This is a genomic window from Nocardia sp. NPDC050697 (assembly GCF_040654395.1).
Taxonomy (GTDB): Bacteria; Actinomycetota; Actinomycetes; order Mycobacteriales; family Mycobacteriaceae; genus Nocardia.
In genome coordinates, this window is the sequence record NZ_JBFAHY010000012.1 from 133978 (window position 1) to 150572 (window position 16595).

Annotated in this window: 10 protein-coding genes; 2 read left to right on the top strand and 8 right to left on the bottom strand. The window is 72.2% G+C overall.

What is annotated here, in order from left to right:
• The first annotated feature begins 15 nt into the window (after positions 1–15).
• The gene (gene ilvA / locus AB0H71_RS31455; protein WP_357028275.1) at positions 16–1380 is read left to right on the top strand and encodes a threonine ammonia-lyase IlvA; all 1365 of its coding nucleotides are present in this window, start codon (positions 16–18) and stop codon (positions 1378–1380) included.
• A 21-nt stretch (positions 1381–1401) separates the two neighbouring features.
• Here ilvA and AB0H71_RS31460 read toward each other — a convergent pair whose 3' ends face one another.
• From AB0H71_RS31460 to AB0H71_RS31470, 3 genes are all read right to left on the bottom strand, one after another.
• Entirely contained in the window at positions 1402–2652 is a 1251-nt protein-coding gene (locus tag AB0H71_RS31460; RefSeq protein WP_357028278.1) for a serine hydrolase domain-containing protein, read from the bottom strand.
• Positions 2653–2708: 56 nt separating this feature from the next.
• Positions 2709–4445 carry a malto-oligosyltrehalose trehalohydrolase gene (gene treZ / locus AB0H71_RS31465; protein WP_357028281.1) on the bottom strand — a complete coding sequence of 579 codons (1737 nt, stop codon included), beginning with the start codon at positions 4443–4445 and terminating at the stop codon, positions 2709–2711.
• A gap of 119 nt (positions 4446–4564) precedes the next feature.
• Positions 4565–4969, bottom strand: a complete 405-nt coding sequence (locus AB0H71_RS31470; RefSeq protein WP_357028284.1) for a hypothetical protein — start codon at positions 4967–4969, stop codon at positions 4565–4567.
• Between the two features lie 98 nt (positions 4970–5067).
• On the opposite strand from AB0H71_RS31470, the gene AB0H71_RS31475 reads away from it, so the two are divergent.
• Entirely contained in the window at positions 5068–6045 is a 978-nt protein-coding gene (locus tag AB0H71_RS31475) for a beta-mannosidase (protein WP_357028286.1), read from the top strand.
• Here AB0H71_RS31475 and AB0H71_RS31480 read toward each other — a convergent pair.
• The 5 genes from AB0H71_RS31480 to dnaE form a co-directional block, all read right to left on the bottom strand.
• The gene (locus tag AB0H71_RS31480) at positions 6026–7684 is read right to left on the bottom strand and encodes a glycosyltransferase family 39 protein (RefSeq protein WP_357028289.1); all 1659 of its coding nucleotides are present in this window, start codon (positions 7682–7684) and stop codon (positions 6026–6028) included. The two genes, AB0H71_RS31475 and AB0H71_RS31480, sit on opposite strands and share 20 nt — an antisense overlap.
• Complete coding sequence (locus AB0H71_RS31485) at positions 7681–9135, bottom strand: glycosyltransferase (RefSeq protein ID WP_357028292.1); 1455 nt, start codon at positions 9133–9135, stop codon at positions 7681–7683. The genes AB0H71_RS31480 and AB0H71_RS31485 overlap by 4 nt, the downstream gene beginning before the upstream one ends.
• Entirely contained in the window at positions 9120–10601 is a 1482-nt protein-coding gene (locus tag AB0H71_RS31490) for a hypothetical protein (protein WP_357028295.1), read from the bottom strand. Before AB0H71_RS31490 ends, AB0H71_RS31485 begins: the two co-directional genes overlap by 16 nt.
• 106 nt (positions 10602–10707) lie before the next feature.
• Positions 10708–12648, bottom strand: a complete 1941-nt coding sequence (locus AB0H71_RS31495; RefSeq protein ID WP_357028298.1) for a cellulose biosynthesis cyclic di-GMP-binding regulatory protein BcsB — start codon at positions 12646–12648, stop codon at positions 10708–10710.
• A 148-nt stretch (positions 12649–12796) separates the two neighbouring features.
• Positions 12797–16339 (bottom strand): DNA polymerase III subunit alpha, encoded by a 3543-nt coding sequence (gene dnaE, locus AB0H71_RS31500; RefSeq protein WP_357028301.1) that lies wholly within the window; start codon positions 16337–16339, stop codon positions 12797–12799.
• Positions 16340–16595 lie beyond the last annotated feature (256 nt).

Consider the following 16595-nt stretch of genomic DNA (forward strand, 5'->3'; position numbering starts at 1 on the left):
GCGCCGGGTGGCACCATGGACCGGGTGTCCAATCCGCTTCCGGTACTCGAGACCCAGTCCATCGCGCATCCGGCTCTGACCGCTGCCGAGATCGACCTCGCGGCGGAGCGCATTCGGCACATTATCGAGCCGACGCCGCTGCAGCACAGCCCGCGGCTATCGGCGCTCACCGGTGCGACGGTCTACCTGAAGCGCGAGGACCTCACCGCGGTCCGCTCCTACAAGCTGCGCGGCGCCTACAACCTCATGGTCCAGCTCACCGCGGCCGAGCGCGCCGCCGGTGTGGTCGCGGCCAGCGCCGGTAACCACGCGCAGGGCGTCGCCTACGCCTGCCAGGCCATGCGGGTGCGCGGCCGGATCTACGTGCCGACCACGACGCCCAAGCAGAAGCGCGACCGGATCAAGGTGCACGGCGGCGAGTTCGTCGAGCTCATCGCGATCGGTGAGAACTTCGACGCGGCCGCAGCGGCCGCCGCCGACGACGTGGCGAGCACCGGGGCCACCATGGTCCCGCCCTTCGACGACCCGCGCACCGCCGCCGGGCAGGGCACCATCGCCGCCGAGTTCCTGACCCAGCTGGAGACCGCGCCGGACCTGGTCGTCGTCCCGGTGGGCGGCGGCGGCTGCCTGGCCGGGATCGGCACCTACCTGCGCGACCGCTCCCCGCACACCGGCATCCTCGGCGTCGAGCCCGCGGGCGCGGCCTCGATGACGGCGGCGCTGGTGGCGGGCGGCCCGGTGACGCTGCCGGAGATCGATCCGTTCGTGGACGGCGCCGCCGTCCGGCGGATCGGCGCGGTGCCGTTCGCCGCGGTCACCGAGTTCGGCGGGCGGGTGGTCTCGCACGGATCGCTGCCGCTGCTCGCGGCCCCGGCGGGCACCGGCTCCGACGGCGATTTCGGGCTCATGCAGATCGACGAGGGCGCCATCTGCACCGCCATGCTGGAGCTGTACCAGAACGAGGGCATCATCGCCGAGCCGGCCGGTGCGCTCGCCACCGCCGCGCTCGCCGAGATCTCGGTGCCCCCCGGCTCGACGGTGGTGGTGCTGGTCTCCGGCGGCAACAACGACGTCTCCCGGTACAACGAGATCATCGAGCGCTCGCTGGTGCACCAGGGGCTCAAGCACTACTTCCTGGTGGACTTCCCGCAGGAGCCGGGGGCGCTGCGCCGCTTCCTGGACGAGGTGCTCGGCCCGGACGACGACATCACCGTCTTCGAGTACGTCAAGCGCAACAACCGGGAGACCGGGGCCGCGCTGGTCGGCATCGAGCTCGGCGCCGCCGACTGCCTGGACGCCCTGCTGCGGCGGATCGCGGACTCGCCGATCAACTGCGAGCGGCTCGACCCCGGCTCCCCCGCCTACCGCTACCTCACCTGACCCGGCCCGCCCGCCGCCCGCTCACGCCGCGGAGCGGGTGGCGGGCGCGAGCTCGGCCGGGGCGCCGCGCAGGCAGCCGACGATCAGCGGGAGCAGCCAGGCGACGGTGGAGATGTCGAGGCCGAAGAACGGCAGCGTGAAGCGGTTGTGCACGAAGCCGACCGAGATGCCGGAGCGCGGATCGGCCCAGCCGAACGAGCCGTTCAGCCCGATGTGGCCGAAGCCGGTGTGCCCGCCGGGCACCGGGATGGAGTGGTACCCGAGGTGCCACATCATCGGCAGGTAGAAGAGCGCGTGGTCCAGCTGGTAGCTGCGCACCTTGCGCATCTCGTGCAGCGTGTGGCCGGAGAGGTAGCGCTCGCCGTTCACCATGCCGTCGCCCGCCAGCGCGCCGTACACGGTGGCCAGCGCGGAGGCGGTGCAGACGCCGTTCGCGGCGCCCTGCTCGGTCTGCAGCAGCGAGGGCTCCGCGCCCTCGAGGATGGCCTCGAGCCCGGGCACGAAGAGGCAGCGCACCGCCGCCCCGACCACGCCGGGGATGCCGTGCCCGCGGCCGAGCACCAGCGAGGCGATGGGGTGGCGGGCGGCGCTGAGCTGGGTGCCTGCCATCGGCGCGTAGCGGGTGGTGGAGCCGGGGCTCGGGTAGCCGAGGTGCAGCCCGTCGCGGATCCCGAGCGGCTCGGTGACCTCGTCGCGGAAGAGCTGCCCCATGCTCTTGCCGGTGACCGAGCGGGCCAGCCCGCTCATCAGCCAGCCGTAGGTGAGCGCGTGGTAGGTCGGGGTGCCGAGCAGCTGGTCCGGCGCGGCGGCGGCCAGCCGCTGCTCCATGAGCTCGTGGTCGAGCACCTCGGTGGTGTTCTGCGCGACCTGCCGCAGCGCGGAGAGCCCGGAGCGGTGCGTCATGAGCTGCTCGACCGTGATACCGGCCTTGCCGTTGGCCGCGAACTCCGGCCAGTACTCGGCGACCGGGGCGTAGTAGTCGATGAGGCCGCGGTCGGCGAGGCGGTGGATGACGGTGGCGGTGATGCCCTTGGTGGCGGAGAAGACCACGGTGCCGGTCTCGGCGGTCCAGGGCCGGTCGCCACCGTAGCCGGTCCAGATGTGAGCGAGCGGTTGTCCGTGCCGGTACACCGCCAGCGCGGCCCCCGCGTCCCTGCGGTGGCCGAAGACCCGCGCGAAGGCGCGGACCAGCGGGGCGAACTCGGTGCCGGCGCTGCCGCCGACACCGTCCGGTAGCTCGGCGCAATCGCCGGCGGAAGCAACGGTGCTCATAGAACAACGGTAGTCGCGGGATTCCGCTCCGGCAATCGCCCGTCCGAGACGGTGATTCAATCGTTCTCGCAGGCCAGCAGTGCGAAGGAGTGGCCGGGGAGCACCGTGGCGGCCGCATCGGGCGCACTGTCCGGCTCGGCCGAGGCCAGTACTGTGATGCCGGTCACCGGTACTGCCACCGGCTCGGTGCCGAGGTTGCAGGCCAGCTCGAGGCCGCCGCGGGTGATCACGATCCAATTCTCGCTCTGGTCGTAACGGACCGCCTGGTCCGGGATCCAGGTGCCGGTGAACTCGGGGCGCAGCCTGCGCACGGCGAGCAGGTCGCGGTAGAGCGCGAGCAGCCGGGCCCGGGACGGGTCGGCGGATTCGGTCCAGTCCAGCTTGCTGCGGGCGAAGGTCGCCGGGTCCTGCGGGTCGGGGACCTCGGCGGCGGCCCAGCCGTGCTCGGCGAACTCCGCCTTGCGCCCGGCGGCGGTGGCGGCGCCGATCTCCGGGTCGGTGTGCGAGGTGAAGAAGAGGAAGGGCGTGCGCGCGCCCCACTCCTCGCCCATGAACAGCATGGGGGTGAAGGGGGCGAGCAGCACCAGCGCCGCCTTGATCGCGAGCTGGCCGTCGGTGAGGTTCATCGAGGGCCGGTCGCCGATGGCCCGGTTGCCGATCTGGTCGTGGTCGCAGGTGTAGCCGAAGAGCGCCGCGGGCGGGGTGGTGGCGCGGTCCACCGGCCGCCCGTGCCTGCGGTCGCGGAAGCTGGAGTAGGTCCCGGCGTGGAAGAAGCCGCGGGTCAGCGTGGTGGCCAGGCACTCGAGGCTGCCGAAGTCGGCGTAGTAGCCCTGCCGCTCGCCGGAGACGGCGGTGTGCACGGCGTGGTGGAAATCGTCGTTCCACTGCGCCGTCAGGCCGTACCCGCCCGCGGCGCGCGGGGTGATGAGCCGGGGGTCGTTGAGGTCGCTCTCGGCGACCAGGGTGAGCGGGCGGCCGACCCGGGCGGAGAGCACCGCGACCTCGGTGGCGAGCTCCGCCAGCAGGTGCGCGGCGGTGCGGTCGACCAGGGCGTGCACCGCGTCAAGGCGCAGCGCGTCGATATGGAAGTCGCGCAGCCAGCGCAGCGCGTTGTCCAGGATGTGCCTGCGCACGTGGTCGGAGCCGGGGCCGTCCAGGTTGAGGCTCTGGCCCCAGGTATTGCGGCCGTCGGTGAGGTACGGGCCGTATTTCGGCAGGTAGTTGCCGGAGGGGCCGAGGTGGTTGTAGACCACGTCCAGCGCCACCGCGAGCCCGCGCGCGTGGCAGGCGTCCACGAAGCGCTGCAACCCGGCCGGGCCGCCGTAGGACTCCTGCACGGCGTACCAGAGCACGCCGTCGTAGCCCCAGTTGTGCGTGCCGTCGAAGGCGTTCACCGGCATCAGCTCGACCACCGTGACGCCGAGGTCGACCAGGTGATCGAGCTTGCCGACGGCGGCGTCGAAGGTGCCCTCCGGGGTGAAGGCGCCGATGTGCAGCTCGTAGAAGACCGCGCCGGGCAGCCCGCGGCCGGGCCAGGCGGCGTCGGTCCAGAGCTCCGGGTCCGGGCTCCAGAGCGCGGAGCGGCCGTGCACGCCGTCCGGTTGCCGGGGCGAGCGCGGGTCCGGCAGGACGGTCGGGTCGTCGTCGAGCAGGAAGCCGTAGCGGGCGCCGGGGGCGGCCGGGATATCGGCCCGCCACCAGCCCCCGTGGTCGCGGTGCATGGGGTGCGCCTCGCCGTCGAGATCGAGACGGACCAGATCCGGCCGGGGCGCCCACACCTCGAAGAGAGTCACCCGGCCAGGATTCCACGTTCGCGGCCGGTGTGCCGGAAACGGGAAAGGCCGCCGGTCCGTGGACCGGCGGCCTTCATGACCCGTGCGGTGGGCACCCCTCGCCCCCACCGCCGGGAGCGTCAGAGAATCTCGAGCTGCAGGTAGTACTCGGTATTGCCGCGGGTCGGCGCGATATCGAGGACGTAGTCGCCGGAGAGCGGCAGCCAGACCTCGGTGTAGGTCTCCTCGATGGCGAGGATGGTGCCGTCCGGGGCGATCAGGGTGAAGACCGCGTTGTCCTCGACCGAGCCGAGCCCGGCGGTGAACAGCTGGCCGGAGCGGGCCTCCAGGATGTAGGTGTCCGAGTCGCCGCGGACCACGGCGCCGCCGATGCCGCCGCTGCTGGTGCCCGGCTGCAGCTTCAGCTCGGTGAAGACCCCGGCGGTGGCCGAACCCGACGCACCCGCGATGGTCAGCGCGGCGGCGGCCGCCAGCGCGGTGAACGCGAGGGCCAGCAGCCGGAACTGGGCGCGAAGGACGTTCATTTTCTCTCTCCTGTGTGTGTTTCGGTCGGTGTTGAGAAAAGAATGCGGTCCTCCGCTTTTCGCCCCCTTAACGTTCGGTCAACGCCCACACTGGGGTGATGCCGAGGGTGAGCGTGCAGCAGGGGGAATTGCGACTGGACGGCGTGCCGTGGTGGCCGGCCGGGCTGAACGCCTACCAGCTCGGCACGAACTGGGCGATCAACCGCGGCTGCGGCGCCCAGGTCGACCTGGACGCGTATTTCGCCGCGCTACACCCGAATTCGCTCACCCGGTTCAATGCCTTCGAGGCGCTGGCCACGCACAAGGTGACCGGTGCGCGCGACTGGACCCCGCTGGACGCGGTCTTCGCCGCCGCCGAGCGGCACGGACAGCTGGTGATCCCGGTGCTCACCGCACAGGACGGCGCCTGCGAGGACGAGCAGTTCAAGCAGTACAGCTGGTACACCACCGGCTGGCGCGGCCCCTTCGCCACCTGGACCGCGGCCGCCACCGCCCGCTGGCACGCCTCCCCCGCACTCGCCGCCGTCGAGCTCGTCGGCGAGCCCGAGCCCGGCATCTGCCCCGGCGGCGACTGCGCCTGGAACGCCCGCACCTGCCCGCCGGACGCCGCCGCCGTGCTGCGCGCCTTCATGGACGAGGCGGGCGCGATCGTCCGCGCGAACGCACCGGGCATCCCGATCACCGCCGGGCTGCTCGGCGGCGGCCAATGCGGTTCCGCCGGAGACGAATACGGGTTGATCGCGGAGTCGCCGAACGTCGACATCATCCAGTACCACGACTACGGCGCCGACGGCGTCCCGCTCCCCGGCGACCAGTGGAACGGCCTCGCCCGCCGCATCGAGCAGGCGCGGGCCGCCGGAAAACCGCTGCTGGTAGGTGAGATCGGGCAGAACAGCGACCAATCACCAGCTTCGCTGGCCCAGCGCGCCACCGATATCGCCCACAAGATCGACGGCCAGCGCGCCGCCGGCACCGCGGGCGCCCTGCTCTGGGCTTTCGTCCCGGACCCGCGCCCCGGCGAGCAGACCTACGACATCGGCCCGGGCGACCCGCTCTTCAGCGTCCTGGCTCGCTAGGGCGCGGCGGGATCACCCGGTAGAGCCGCCAATCCGGCTGGTCCTGGCCGTCGTTCGGCGCCTCCAGCTCGAGCACCGCGACCTCGCTGCCGTTCTCGTAGATGGTCGGGTAGCGGCGGTTGACGGCGTCCGCGGTACCGCGGCCGACCGGCGGGACGGCGAGGATGTAGCGGACGCCGTGCGCGGCGGGGTCGCTGAGGATGGTGATGAAGTCCTCGTCGGAGGGGATGACGAACTGCTCCGGGTGGTCCGAGGCGACCACGATGCCGAAGCCGGAGACGGAGTCGGTGACGACCGAGCCGTCCGGCAGGTGCTTGGCGTCGAGGTAGTCGGCGATGGCGCGCTCGGTGCGGAAGGAGGCGAGGATGCGGTGCTCGGTGTCGACAGTCGGCGCGGTGTCGCCGGGGCCGGTGAAGAGGCTGCGCAGCGCGTACTGCTGCACCGAGAGCGTCGGCTCGGCGAGGCCGAGCGCGGTGAACGGCAGGCTCAGCACCAGCAGCGCGGCGGCGAGCGCGGTGGCGGCGCGGGCCCGCGGCACGGCGGCGCCGCGCGGGCGGGCATTGCGGCCCGGCCTGCGGGCGGGGAGCGCGCCGGCCGGCGGGCTCAGCTGCAGGGCGTAGACGCAGACCAGCGGGATGCCCGCGATGTAGAAGCGGAGCAGCGGGAAGGTGGCGCCGCGGAAGTAGGCGTACGCCTGGAAGGCGAGCACCGAGCCGAGGATCAGCGTCGGCACCAGCACCTCGACGTCCCGGCGGCGCAGCCCGAGCGCCAGCGCGACCGGCGCGATCAGCGGCAGCGCGGGGGCGAGCACCAGCAGCCCGGCGGCGGAGAAGCCGAGCGCGGCGAGCCCCCGCTGCGCCGCGCCGCCGGACTGCTCGATGATGGCGGCATTGCCGTAGGCCGAGCTGAACTGGGCCAGCCCCTCGCCGGTGAGCAGCCAGCTGGTGACGAACCAGGTGAGCACCGCGAGCACCCCGGGCCCGATCAGGATGAGCGCGTCCAGCACCCCGGCGGCCACCCGGTCGCCGCGCTTCCGGCCGCGGCCGGCCCGGTAGCTGCGCAGCGCGACGAAGGCCGCGGTGACCGCGATCGGCACCACGGCGTCGTACCTGGCCAGGTAGCCGAGCCCGAGCGCGGTGCCCGCGGTGATCAGGTCGTGGATGTCGTCGGTGCGGACCCAGCGGATCAGCCTGCGCACCGCCCAGCAGCCGCAGAAGACGAACGGCGCCTCGCTCATGCCGGTCAGCGCGTAGCAGAGGATCATGGGGTTCACCGCGAAGACCGCCGTGACCAGCACGGTCAGCCAGCGCGGGGCGCCGCGGTCGATGCCGATCCCATACACCTGCACGGTCGCGCCCGCCATGAAGAGCGCGGAGACCACCACCCCGGCGACCCCGTACCGGGTGAGCGCGGGCAGCCACGGGCTCAGCGCCACCAGCGGCAGCTCCAGCAGCGCGGTGAGCGGGGTGAAGACGAAGCCGATGGCGGCCAGGTGCGGGTCGCGGCTGAAGAGCACCGCCTGCACCGCCTGCACCCGGCTCAGCGCGTCGCCCATGAGGTAGCCGTGCCGCACCGCGAGCAGCCAGCCCAGCACCAGGTAGACCAGGGCGGTGCCGGTGAAGAGCAGCCGCGTCCTCACGGCGCGGGCTCGTCGGTCGTGACCTCCAGCCCGTGCGCGGTCTTCTCCCAGTACGAGGGGTTGCGCAGCAGCTGCCAGACCCCCTTGATGGCGGCGATGCTCATCAGGAACCAGTAGATCGGCACGGTCAGGCAGGCGACGAGCAGCCGGGGGTCGCGGCCCTCGCGGCAGCCGATCAGGTTCATGTAGATGGTCAGCGCGTTGCCGAGCACCAGGCTGAGCAGCGCCGGGTAGTAGACCGCGGGCGGGAAGACCCAGGCCACCGCGCGCGGCTGGCCGAGCAGCCAGAGCAGCAGCACCAGCCAGAAGAGCGCGTTCACGCAGGCGATCAGCGGGGTGCCCGCGATCAGCAGGGTGAAGCGCAGGAAGGCGGCGATGCCGATGGCGCGGCAGAGCCGCACCGGATGCCGGGTGTGCACCAGCCAGGACTGGAGATACCCCTTGTACCAGCGGGAACGCTGGCGCAGCCAGTTGATCGGGTCGCTGTTCGCCTCCTCCCAGGTGATCGAGTTCAGCACCGCGGTGCGGTAGCCGTTGATGGCCAGCCGGACCCCGAGGTCGGCGTCCTCGGTGACGTTGTACGGATCCCAGGCGCCGATGTGGTCGAGCACCCGGCGCCGCAGGTGGTTGGAGGTGCCGCCGAGCGGGATCGGCGCGTTCACCCGCATGACGCCGGGCAGCAGGTAGCTGAACCAGACGTCGTACTCCACGGTGAACCAGCCGGTGAGCAGGTTCTGCCTGCCGTTGCGGAAGGCCAGCTTGGCCTGCACGCAGGCGGTCCGCTCGTCGGCGCGGGCGAAGGTGGCGACCACCTTGCGCAGCTGCAGCGGGTCCGGGATGTCCTCGGCGTCGTAGATGGTGAGGATCTCGCCGGTGGCGAAGTGCAGCCCGTAGTTGCAGGCCTTGGGTTTGGTGCGCGGGTCGGCGGCGGGGACCAGCACCACGGTGGCCACCTGCTCGACCCCGGCGGCGGCCGCGGCGGCGATGGTGGTGTCGTCGTCCTCCTCCAGCAGCAGCAGGATCTGCAGCTTCTCCGCCGGGTAGTCGAGCGCGCGCATGGCCGCGATGAGCTGGCCGATCACCTCGGTCTCGTCGTAGGCGGGCATGAGCACGGTGTAGGGCGGGAGCTCGGCGTCCGGGATGGCGTGCGCCTCGTCGTCGTCGATCTGCACGATGGCGTCGGCGGGCAGCCCGCGCCGGAAGATCACCAGCCGGTCGATCAGCGCGGCGACGTAGGCCAGCGTGCTCAGCGCGGTGAGCGTGGTGAGGGTGGGGATCGGCGCGAGGATGCCGCCCGCCACCAGCAGCGCGAGCAGCGTGAGCGCGACCGCGCGCTGCCCCGGGGTGAAGGGCACCGCCGCCGACGCGCTCGGGGTGCGCTCGCGCAGCCCGGAGACGGCGTCGTGCAGCGCGGCGGCGCGGAACTCCGGATCGGTCACGGCGCCTCCCACTGCTCGGCGACCAGGGCGCGGCCGAAGGTGGTGAGCAGGTCGACGTCCTTGTACTCGGGTTTGTCGTCCACCGCGACGGCATTGCCGCGCATCATGATGGTGAAGGTCTGCGCCGCGATCGAGCCCATGTTCGGCGTCGGCTCGGGGAACGGGGCATCCGGCTCGTGGTTGTCGACCGCGATCACCCGCACCGACTCCACCACGGCGCCGCGGTGCCAGATGAAGCTGAGGTAGGTCCAGGTGAGGAAGAGGTTCTCGTCCACGATGGTGTAGATCCGGCCGGTCAGCCCGGGGGCGAGCTCGATGGTGAGCGGGTCGGAGCGGCGGGCGTAGATGGTGGAGTACAGGGTCTGGCCCGGGTAGACCTGGAGATTGAAGACGTCGTCGGTGTTCAGCGTGTCGACCACCAGCGTCCGCCTGCGGCCCTTGGTGTCCCAGGCGTCCACCACGCGGTCGGCGGTCACCACCTGGCGGACCAGGGTGGCGTCGGTGCCGAAGAACTGCGGCGCCCAGTCCAGCCGGGCGAACCCGGTCTGGTCCCAGCCGTCCGGCACGCTCAGCCCGGGAAAATCGGTGAGCGGCGGGCCGGTGCCGATCCGCTGATCGATCGGCGGGGGCAGCGGCAGCAGGGCGAGCGCTACGGTGGCGGCGGCCAGCACGATGAGCGCGGGCCACGGCCGCGCCACGGTCGGCTCGCGGCGCGGCACCAGGTGCGCGTTCGGCTCCCGGTTCCGGATGGTGTGCCAGATGAAGTAGATACCGACCGCGGCCGCCGCGAGCGCGGCGGGCAGCTGCTGCACGAACGGGTTCGGGATGCCCGTCGTGGCCAGATCGAGCAGCCCGACCAATACCAGCCCGACCAGCAGCCCCACCACCGCGCCGAGCAGCCCGCGCCGCCACGTGCGTGCCACCGCGATCCCCGCGCAGAACCCGACGAAGAGCACCGAAACCAGCGCCGATGCCTTCCAGTCGCCGCCGAGCAGCACCGCGAGCGCGCGGTACGGCAGCGGGCCGAAGAGCAGCACCACCAGCCAGACCGGCCAGAACCGCCCGGTCGCGCGCAGCCCGAACATGAGCACGCAGCCGCCGAAGTAGTAGGCCACCCCGGCGTACATGTCCAGCCGCAGCAGGTCGAAGGTGTCCGGGTAGCGCGGGACCAGCAGCCCGACGATCACCACCGCCAGGACCAGCGCCATCCCGCCGACGATGTAGTCGACCTGCCGGTCGTGGATCGGCAGCTCCCGGTATCGGCGCCGGGCGATGCCGAGCGCGGCCACCAGGGCCAGCAGCGGGAGCATCACCAGGTACCCGATGCGCTGGCCGTTCTCCGCGCTCGGCTGCAGCCGGTCGAGCGAGGCGTCGAAGGCGATGGCGCCGCCGCCGACGATGGGCGCCCAGCGCAGGGTGATCGCGAGGACCGGATGCCGGAACCAGAGCGGAGCGCGCGCCGCGGTCTCGGTGCTCACGGCGTCCCCCGCCCGGCCGCCATCGGCGTGCCCCGCCCGCGGGGTGGCCCCAGCCCGCCCGGCGGCTTCCGGTCTCCCTGTGCGCAGCGCACGGCCGGTGCCCGTCTCACGCCCGGTGGCCGGGGTTCCGCCGCGCCCGGGTGAGCAGCACCAGGACGGCGCCGATCAGCCCGATGCCGAGCAGCGCCGCGCCCGCGGCGAGCAGCGCGGTGTGGTCGTCGGCGGCCGGCTCGGCGGGCAGCGCGACCGGCTCCTGCAGCAGGATGGGCTCGCGGTCACCGGTCTGCACCAGGACGCCGCCGCGCAGCCCGTACCAGCGGTCCGGCTCGGCGCGCAGCCAGTCCAGCACCCGGTCGGCGGCGGCGGGGTCGCCGGTGGAGGTGGCGACCAGCAGCATGCGGTCGCCCTCCCAGGTGGCCTGCAGCGAGCCGAGGCGCTGGCCCGGCAGGTCGACGGTCTGCGCGGGGCCGCCCGCGGGGCCGGCGACGGTGACGGTGGGGCCGGTCACGGTGAGCGGGAGGTCGAGCGAGTCCGGGAGCCCGCCGTCGGCGGCGATCAGCACGGCCGGGCTCGCGGAGTCCAGCGCGGTGTCCAGTGGGACCAGCTCCGGGCGCAGCGGCTCCAGCGTCATCCGCTGCAATCCGGCGAGCAGCCCGAGCGCGCGGTCCGCGTCGGCCAGCGTGCCCGCGCTCAGCCCGACCTGGACGGCGGGCATGAGCGCCTGCGGCAGCGCCTCGAACCCGCCGGGCACCGGCGGCACCCGGCGCACGCTCTCCACCGTGCTCTCCGGGTCGAGGGTGAGCGTGACCGGCTGCGCCACCTCGCAGCCCGCGGTCCCCGCGACCTGCAGCGCGACCACGACCTCGGTGAAGCGGCCGAGCAGCCGGTCCGGGATGTCGATCCAGCGGTCGATGCGGCCGGAGCCCTCCACCGGCCAGTGGTCCAGCGTGCTGTCCCCGACGGCCACCGTGAGCTGGCCGTTCGCCACCTCCGGCAGCGGGGTGTAGTTGCCGCGCAGGTGGATCCGCACCTCCCCGGAGGGGCGGCCGAGCCGGGTCTGGTCCACCGCGATCGGGATCCGGACCCGGCCGGGGCCGGTCCCGCTCAGCGTGCTGACGCCGAGGTCGCGCAGCGAGACGCTGTCCGACGCGAGCTGCGGCGCGAGCTCCAGCGAGCCGGCGACCGCGTCGGTGTCCGCGGCGATCCAGGCCATATTGCTGGTGATCAGCCGGGCCTGGGTGCGCAGCTCGGTGCCGCGGCCGGTGACGGCGAGCACCGGGCCGCCGGGGGCCCCCGTTTGCAGGGTGGTGCCCGCGGTGTCCGCCTCGGTGATCACCACCCGGCGCTCCAGCAGCCCGGGCGGGTCGGCCGGGACGGCATTGCCGGGGCCGAGCGGGCGCAGCTGCACCGCGACGGTCTGGTTGGCGTACCTGGCCACCACGGCGGTGCCGAGCTCCAGCGCGGCGGCGGTCTCGTCCGCCGACGGGGTGGCGGGCAGGTAGAGCGTGAGCCGGTTCAGCACCGGCGGCAGGAAGTCCGCGATCACCCCCGGCTGCGCCTCGTCCCCGGTGTAGTCGACGCTCGCGTCCACCAGGGTGAGCGTGCCGGTGGGGTCGGGCGCGCACCAGCCCTGGCCCATGTCGGTCAGGTGCGAGTGCAGGGTGACGGTGGCGGCGCCGTTCAGCACCGGCACCCCCGCCAGCGGGAGGCTCACCGGGAGCGTCGAGCTGCCCGGCGGCACCTCGATCGAGCCGGCCACCCGGCCCTGCACCTCGAGATCGATCCGCCCGGTCCCGGCGTCCGGGGCGACCTGGAGGGTGCCGCGCAGCGTGGCCGGCGCCATGCCCGGCGGCACCGGGACCACCAGCGTGACCACGTCGTCCCGGCCGTCGAAGGTCTGCGCCGCGGTCAGCCCGAGCGCGGGGAGCGGGAACTGCGCGTCCTGCCGGAGCGGCGCCGCCCCCACCGGTGCGGCCAGCAGCAGCACCGCCACCCCGGCCGCCGCGCAGCGCGCGAAACCGGACCGGATCGAACCGGCGACCGCCATGCCCACACCTCCACCACACGAGCCGAGATCAGGACGAACGACCCCAACAATAGGGCCGAAAGTCCTGGTCACCTCGGTATTCGCGCTGCGTGTCGCCGCAGGGCGCGGGCACTGCGCAGCCGGGGGGCGACGCGCCTCCCGATGTGGCTCAGCTCGCCAGGCAGCCGGGGCCGAGCAGCGCCTTGAGATCGCCCATGAGCGCCGAGGAGGGCGAGACCCGCAGGCTGTCGTCGAGCTTGAGCAGCGTCGTCTTGTCCCTGGCGCCGACGTGCCGCAGGTGCACGTCGGCGGTGCCCGGGTGCCTGCCGAGCACCCGCTTGAGCTCGCCGATCTTGTCCGGCGTGCACATCCGGGTGGTCACCGTGACGGCGAGCGGCTTGGCGACGCCGATGGCGGAGAGATCCGGCACCGCGAGGTCGTTGGCGATCAGCGAGACCCGGTCGTCGCGGACGCTGACCCTGGCCTTCACCAGCACGATGGCGTCCTCGACCACGTCCATGCCGTAGAGCTGGTACGACTGCGGGAAGAAGAGCACCTCGATGCCGCCGGTCAGATCCTCCAGCTGGGCCGAGGCCCAGGCCAGGCCGTTCTTGTTGACCCGGCGGTTCACCGAGGCCAGGATGCCGCCGACGGTCACCTGGGTGCCGTCCTTGAGGTCACCCTCCAGGATGGCCGGGATCTGAGTGTCGGCCTGCGCCGCCAGCACGTGCTCGACGCCGTTCAGCGGGTGCCCGGAGACGTAGAGCCCGAGCATCTCCCGCTCCAGCGCCAGCCGGTGCTTGGACTCCCACTCGTCGTCCGGCACCGCGACATTGAAGATCGAGGTGATCGACTCGTCGGCGTCCATCCCGCCGAAGAGGTCGAACTGCCCGATCGCCTCGGCCTTCTTGGTGGTCATCACCGCGTCGATGGCGTCCGAGTGGATGAGCAGCAGCCCCTTGCGCGGGTGCCCGAGCGAGTCGAAGGCGCCCGCCTTGATCAGCGACTCGGTGACCTTCTTGGTGCAGGCGACGGTATCGATCTTGTTCAGGTAGTCGGAGAAGTCGGTGTACTTCGACTTCTCCTTGCGCGCCTGCAGGATCGAGGCCACCACGTTGGCGCCGACATTGCGCACCGCGCCGAGCCCGAACCGCACGTCGGTGCCGACCGAGGCGAAGTTCAGCTCGGATTCGTTCACGTCCGGCGGCAGCACGTGCACGCCGAGCCTGCGGCAGTCCGAGAGGTAGACGGCGGCCTTGTCCTTGTCGTCGCCGACGCTGGTGAGCAGCGCCGCCATGTACTCGGCGGGGTAGTTCGCCTTGAAGTAGGCGGTCCAGTAGGAGACCAGGCCGTAGGCGGCGGCGTGCGACTTGTTGAAGGCGTAGCCGGCGAACGGGAGGATGGTGTCCCAGAGCGCCTTGATGGCGGCCTTGGAGTAGCCGTTGGCCTGCATGCCCGCCTCGAAGCCCTCGAACTCCGCGGCCAGCACCTCGGCCTTCTTCTTGCCCATGGCGCGGCGCAGGATATCGGCGCGGCCGAGCGAGTACCCGGCGACCTTCTGCGCGACGTGCATGATCTGCTCCTGGTACACGATCAGGCCGTAGGTCTCGCCCAGGATCTCCTTCAGCGGCTCGGCCAGCTCCGGGTGGATCGGCTTGACCTCCTGCCGCCCGTTCTTCCGATCCGCGTAGTCGTTGTGCGCGTTCATGCCCATCGGGCCGGGGCGGTAGAGCGCACCGACGGCCACGATGTCCTCGAAGGCGGTGGGCTGCATGCGGCGCAGCAGGTCGCGCATGGGGCCGCCGTCGAGCTGGAAGACGCCGAGGGTGTCGCCGCGCTGGAGCAGCTTGTAGGTGGGCTCGTCGTCCAGCGGCAGGGCGTCCAGGTCGATCTCGATACCGCGGTTGAGCTTGGCGTTGTCGATGGCGTCGCCGAGCACGGTGAGGTTGCGCAGCCCGAGGAAGTCCATCTTGAGCAGGCCGATGGCCTCGCAGGACGGGTAATCCCAGCCGGTGATGATGGCGCCGTCCTGGGCCCGCCGCCAGACCGGGATGGCGTCGGTGAGCGGCTCCGAGGACATGATCACCGCGCAGGCGTGCACGCCCGCGTTCCGGATCAGCCCCTCCAGGCCGCGCGCCGTCTCGTAGATCTTGGCGATATCCGGGTTGGTGTCGATCAGCTGGCGGACCTCGGCGGCCTCCTTGTACCGCTCGTGGTTCGGGTCGGTGATCCCGGAGACCGAGATGTCCTTGGCCATGATCGGCGGCGGCAGCGCCTTGGTGATCTGGTCGGCGATGGCGAAGCCAGGCTGGCCGAAGAGCACCCGCGCCGAGTCCTTGATCGCGGCCTTGGTCTTGATGGTGCCGAAGGTGATCACCTGGGCGACCTTGTCGGTGCCCCACTGCTCGGTGGCGTAGCGCACCATCTCGCCGCGGCGGCGATCGTCGAAGTCGATATCGATATCGGGCATCGAGACGCGCTCGGGGTTCAGGAAGCGCTCGAAGAGCAGGCCGTGCGGGATCGGGTCGATATTCGTGATGTGCAGGGCGTAGGCGACCAGCGAACCGGCCGCCGAGCCGCGGCCGGGGCCGACCCGGATGCCGACCTCGCGGGCGTGCTTGATCAGGTCGCCGACGACCAGGAAGTAGGCCGGGAAGCCCATCTCCAGGATGACGCTGATCTCGTAGTCGGCCCGATCGGCGTACTCGCGCGGCACCCCGTTCGGGAAGCGCTGGTCCAGGCCGCGGGCGACCTCCTTGCGTAGCCAGGTGGCCTCGGTCTCGCCCTCGGGCACCGGGAAGACCGGCATCCGGTCGCGGTGCTGCCAGACCTCGTCGTAGGACTGCACCCGCTCGCCGATGAGCACCGTGTTGTCACAGGCGCCGGGCACCTCGGCGTCCCAGATGGCGCGCATCTCGGCGGCCGACTTGAGGTAGTAGCCGTCGCCGTCGAACTTGAACCGGGTCGGGTCGGAGAGCGTCTTGCCGGTCTGGATGCAGAGCAGCGCCTCGTGGTTGGTGGACTGGTCCTTGGTGACGTAGTGGCAGTCGTTGGTGGCGATCGGCGGGATGCCGAGCTGCTCGCTGATCATCAGCAGCCCCTCGCGCACCCGGCGCTCGATCGAGAGGCCGTGGTCCATCACCTCGAGGAAGAAGTTCTCCGGGCCGAAGATCTCCTGCCACTTGGCCGCCGCCTCCAGCGCCTCGCGCTCGTGGCCGAGCCGCAGCCTGGTCTGCACCTCGCCGGACGGGCAGCCGGTGGTGGCGATGATGCCCTCGGCGTGCGCGGCGATGATCTCCTCGTCCATCCGCGCCCACTTGCCGAGCTGGCCCTCGATCGAGGCCAGGCTGGAGAGCTTGAACAGGTTCCGCAGCCCGGTCGCGTTCTCCGCGACCATCGTCATGTGGGTGTAGGCGCCGGAGCCGGAGACGTCGTCGCCCTTCTGGCTCGGATCGCCCCACAGCACCCGCTTGGTGTCGAAGCGGGAGGCGGGCGCGATGTACGCCTCGATCCCGATGATGGGTTTGATCCCGGCCTTCTTCGCCGAGTTGTAGAACTCGGAGGCGCCGTACATGTTGCCGTGGTCCGTCATGCCAACCGCGGTCATCCCGAGCCGGTTCGCCTCGGCGAAGAGCGGCGAGATCTTGGCCGCGCCGTCGAGCATCGAGTACTCGGTGTGGTTGTGCAGGTGAACGAAACCGGACTCGGCCAAGACGGTCCTACCTCCCAGGGTCGCGACGGGATCGGGACGCGCTCGTTCCGGCGAGGAGGCGTGCCGCCCCGCCGTCGATCCGGCCCGAGTGGCCGAGTTTAGGCGTCGGCCGCGGCCGGTGCGAGCCGCCCCGCCGACGCCGCGGGACGGCCGATATGCATCCCGGCGCGTCGCCTTCGGCGCGTCGGAAATGGCCCCGATTCGGGCCGCGCCCGGTTGCCGCGCGACACCTCGGCGAACATCCGGCAGCGGCCGC

Excerpts from the sequence above, each read along its gene's own strand:
- ilvA (WP_357028275.1), top strand. The coding sequence starts at position 16 with ATGGACCGGGTGTCCAATCCGCTTCCGGTACTCGAGACCCAGTCCATC.
- AB0H71_RS31460 (WP_357028278.1), bottom strand. The coding sequence starts at position 2,652 with ATGAGCACCGTTGCTTCCGCCGGCGATTGCGCCGAGCTACCGGACGGT.
- AB0H71_RS31470 (WP_357028284.1), bottom strand. The coding sequence starts at position 4,969 with ATGAACGTCCTTCGCGCCCAGTTCCGGCTGCTGGCCCTCGCGTTCACC.
- AB0H71_RS31475 (WP_357028286.1), top strand. The coding sequence starts at position 5,068 with ATGCCGAGGGTGAGCGTGCAGCAGGGGGAATTGCGACTGGACGGCGTG.
- AB0H71_RS31495 (WP_357028298.1), bottom strand. The coding sequence starts at position 12,648 with ATGGCGGTCGCCGGTTCGATCCGGTCCGGTTTCGCGCGCTGCGCGGCG.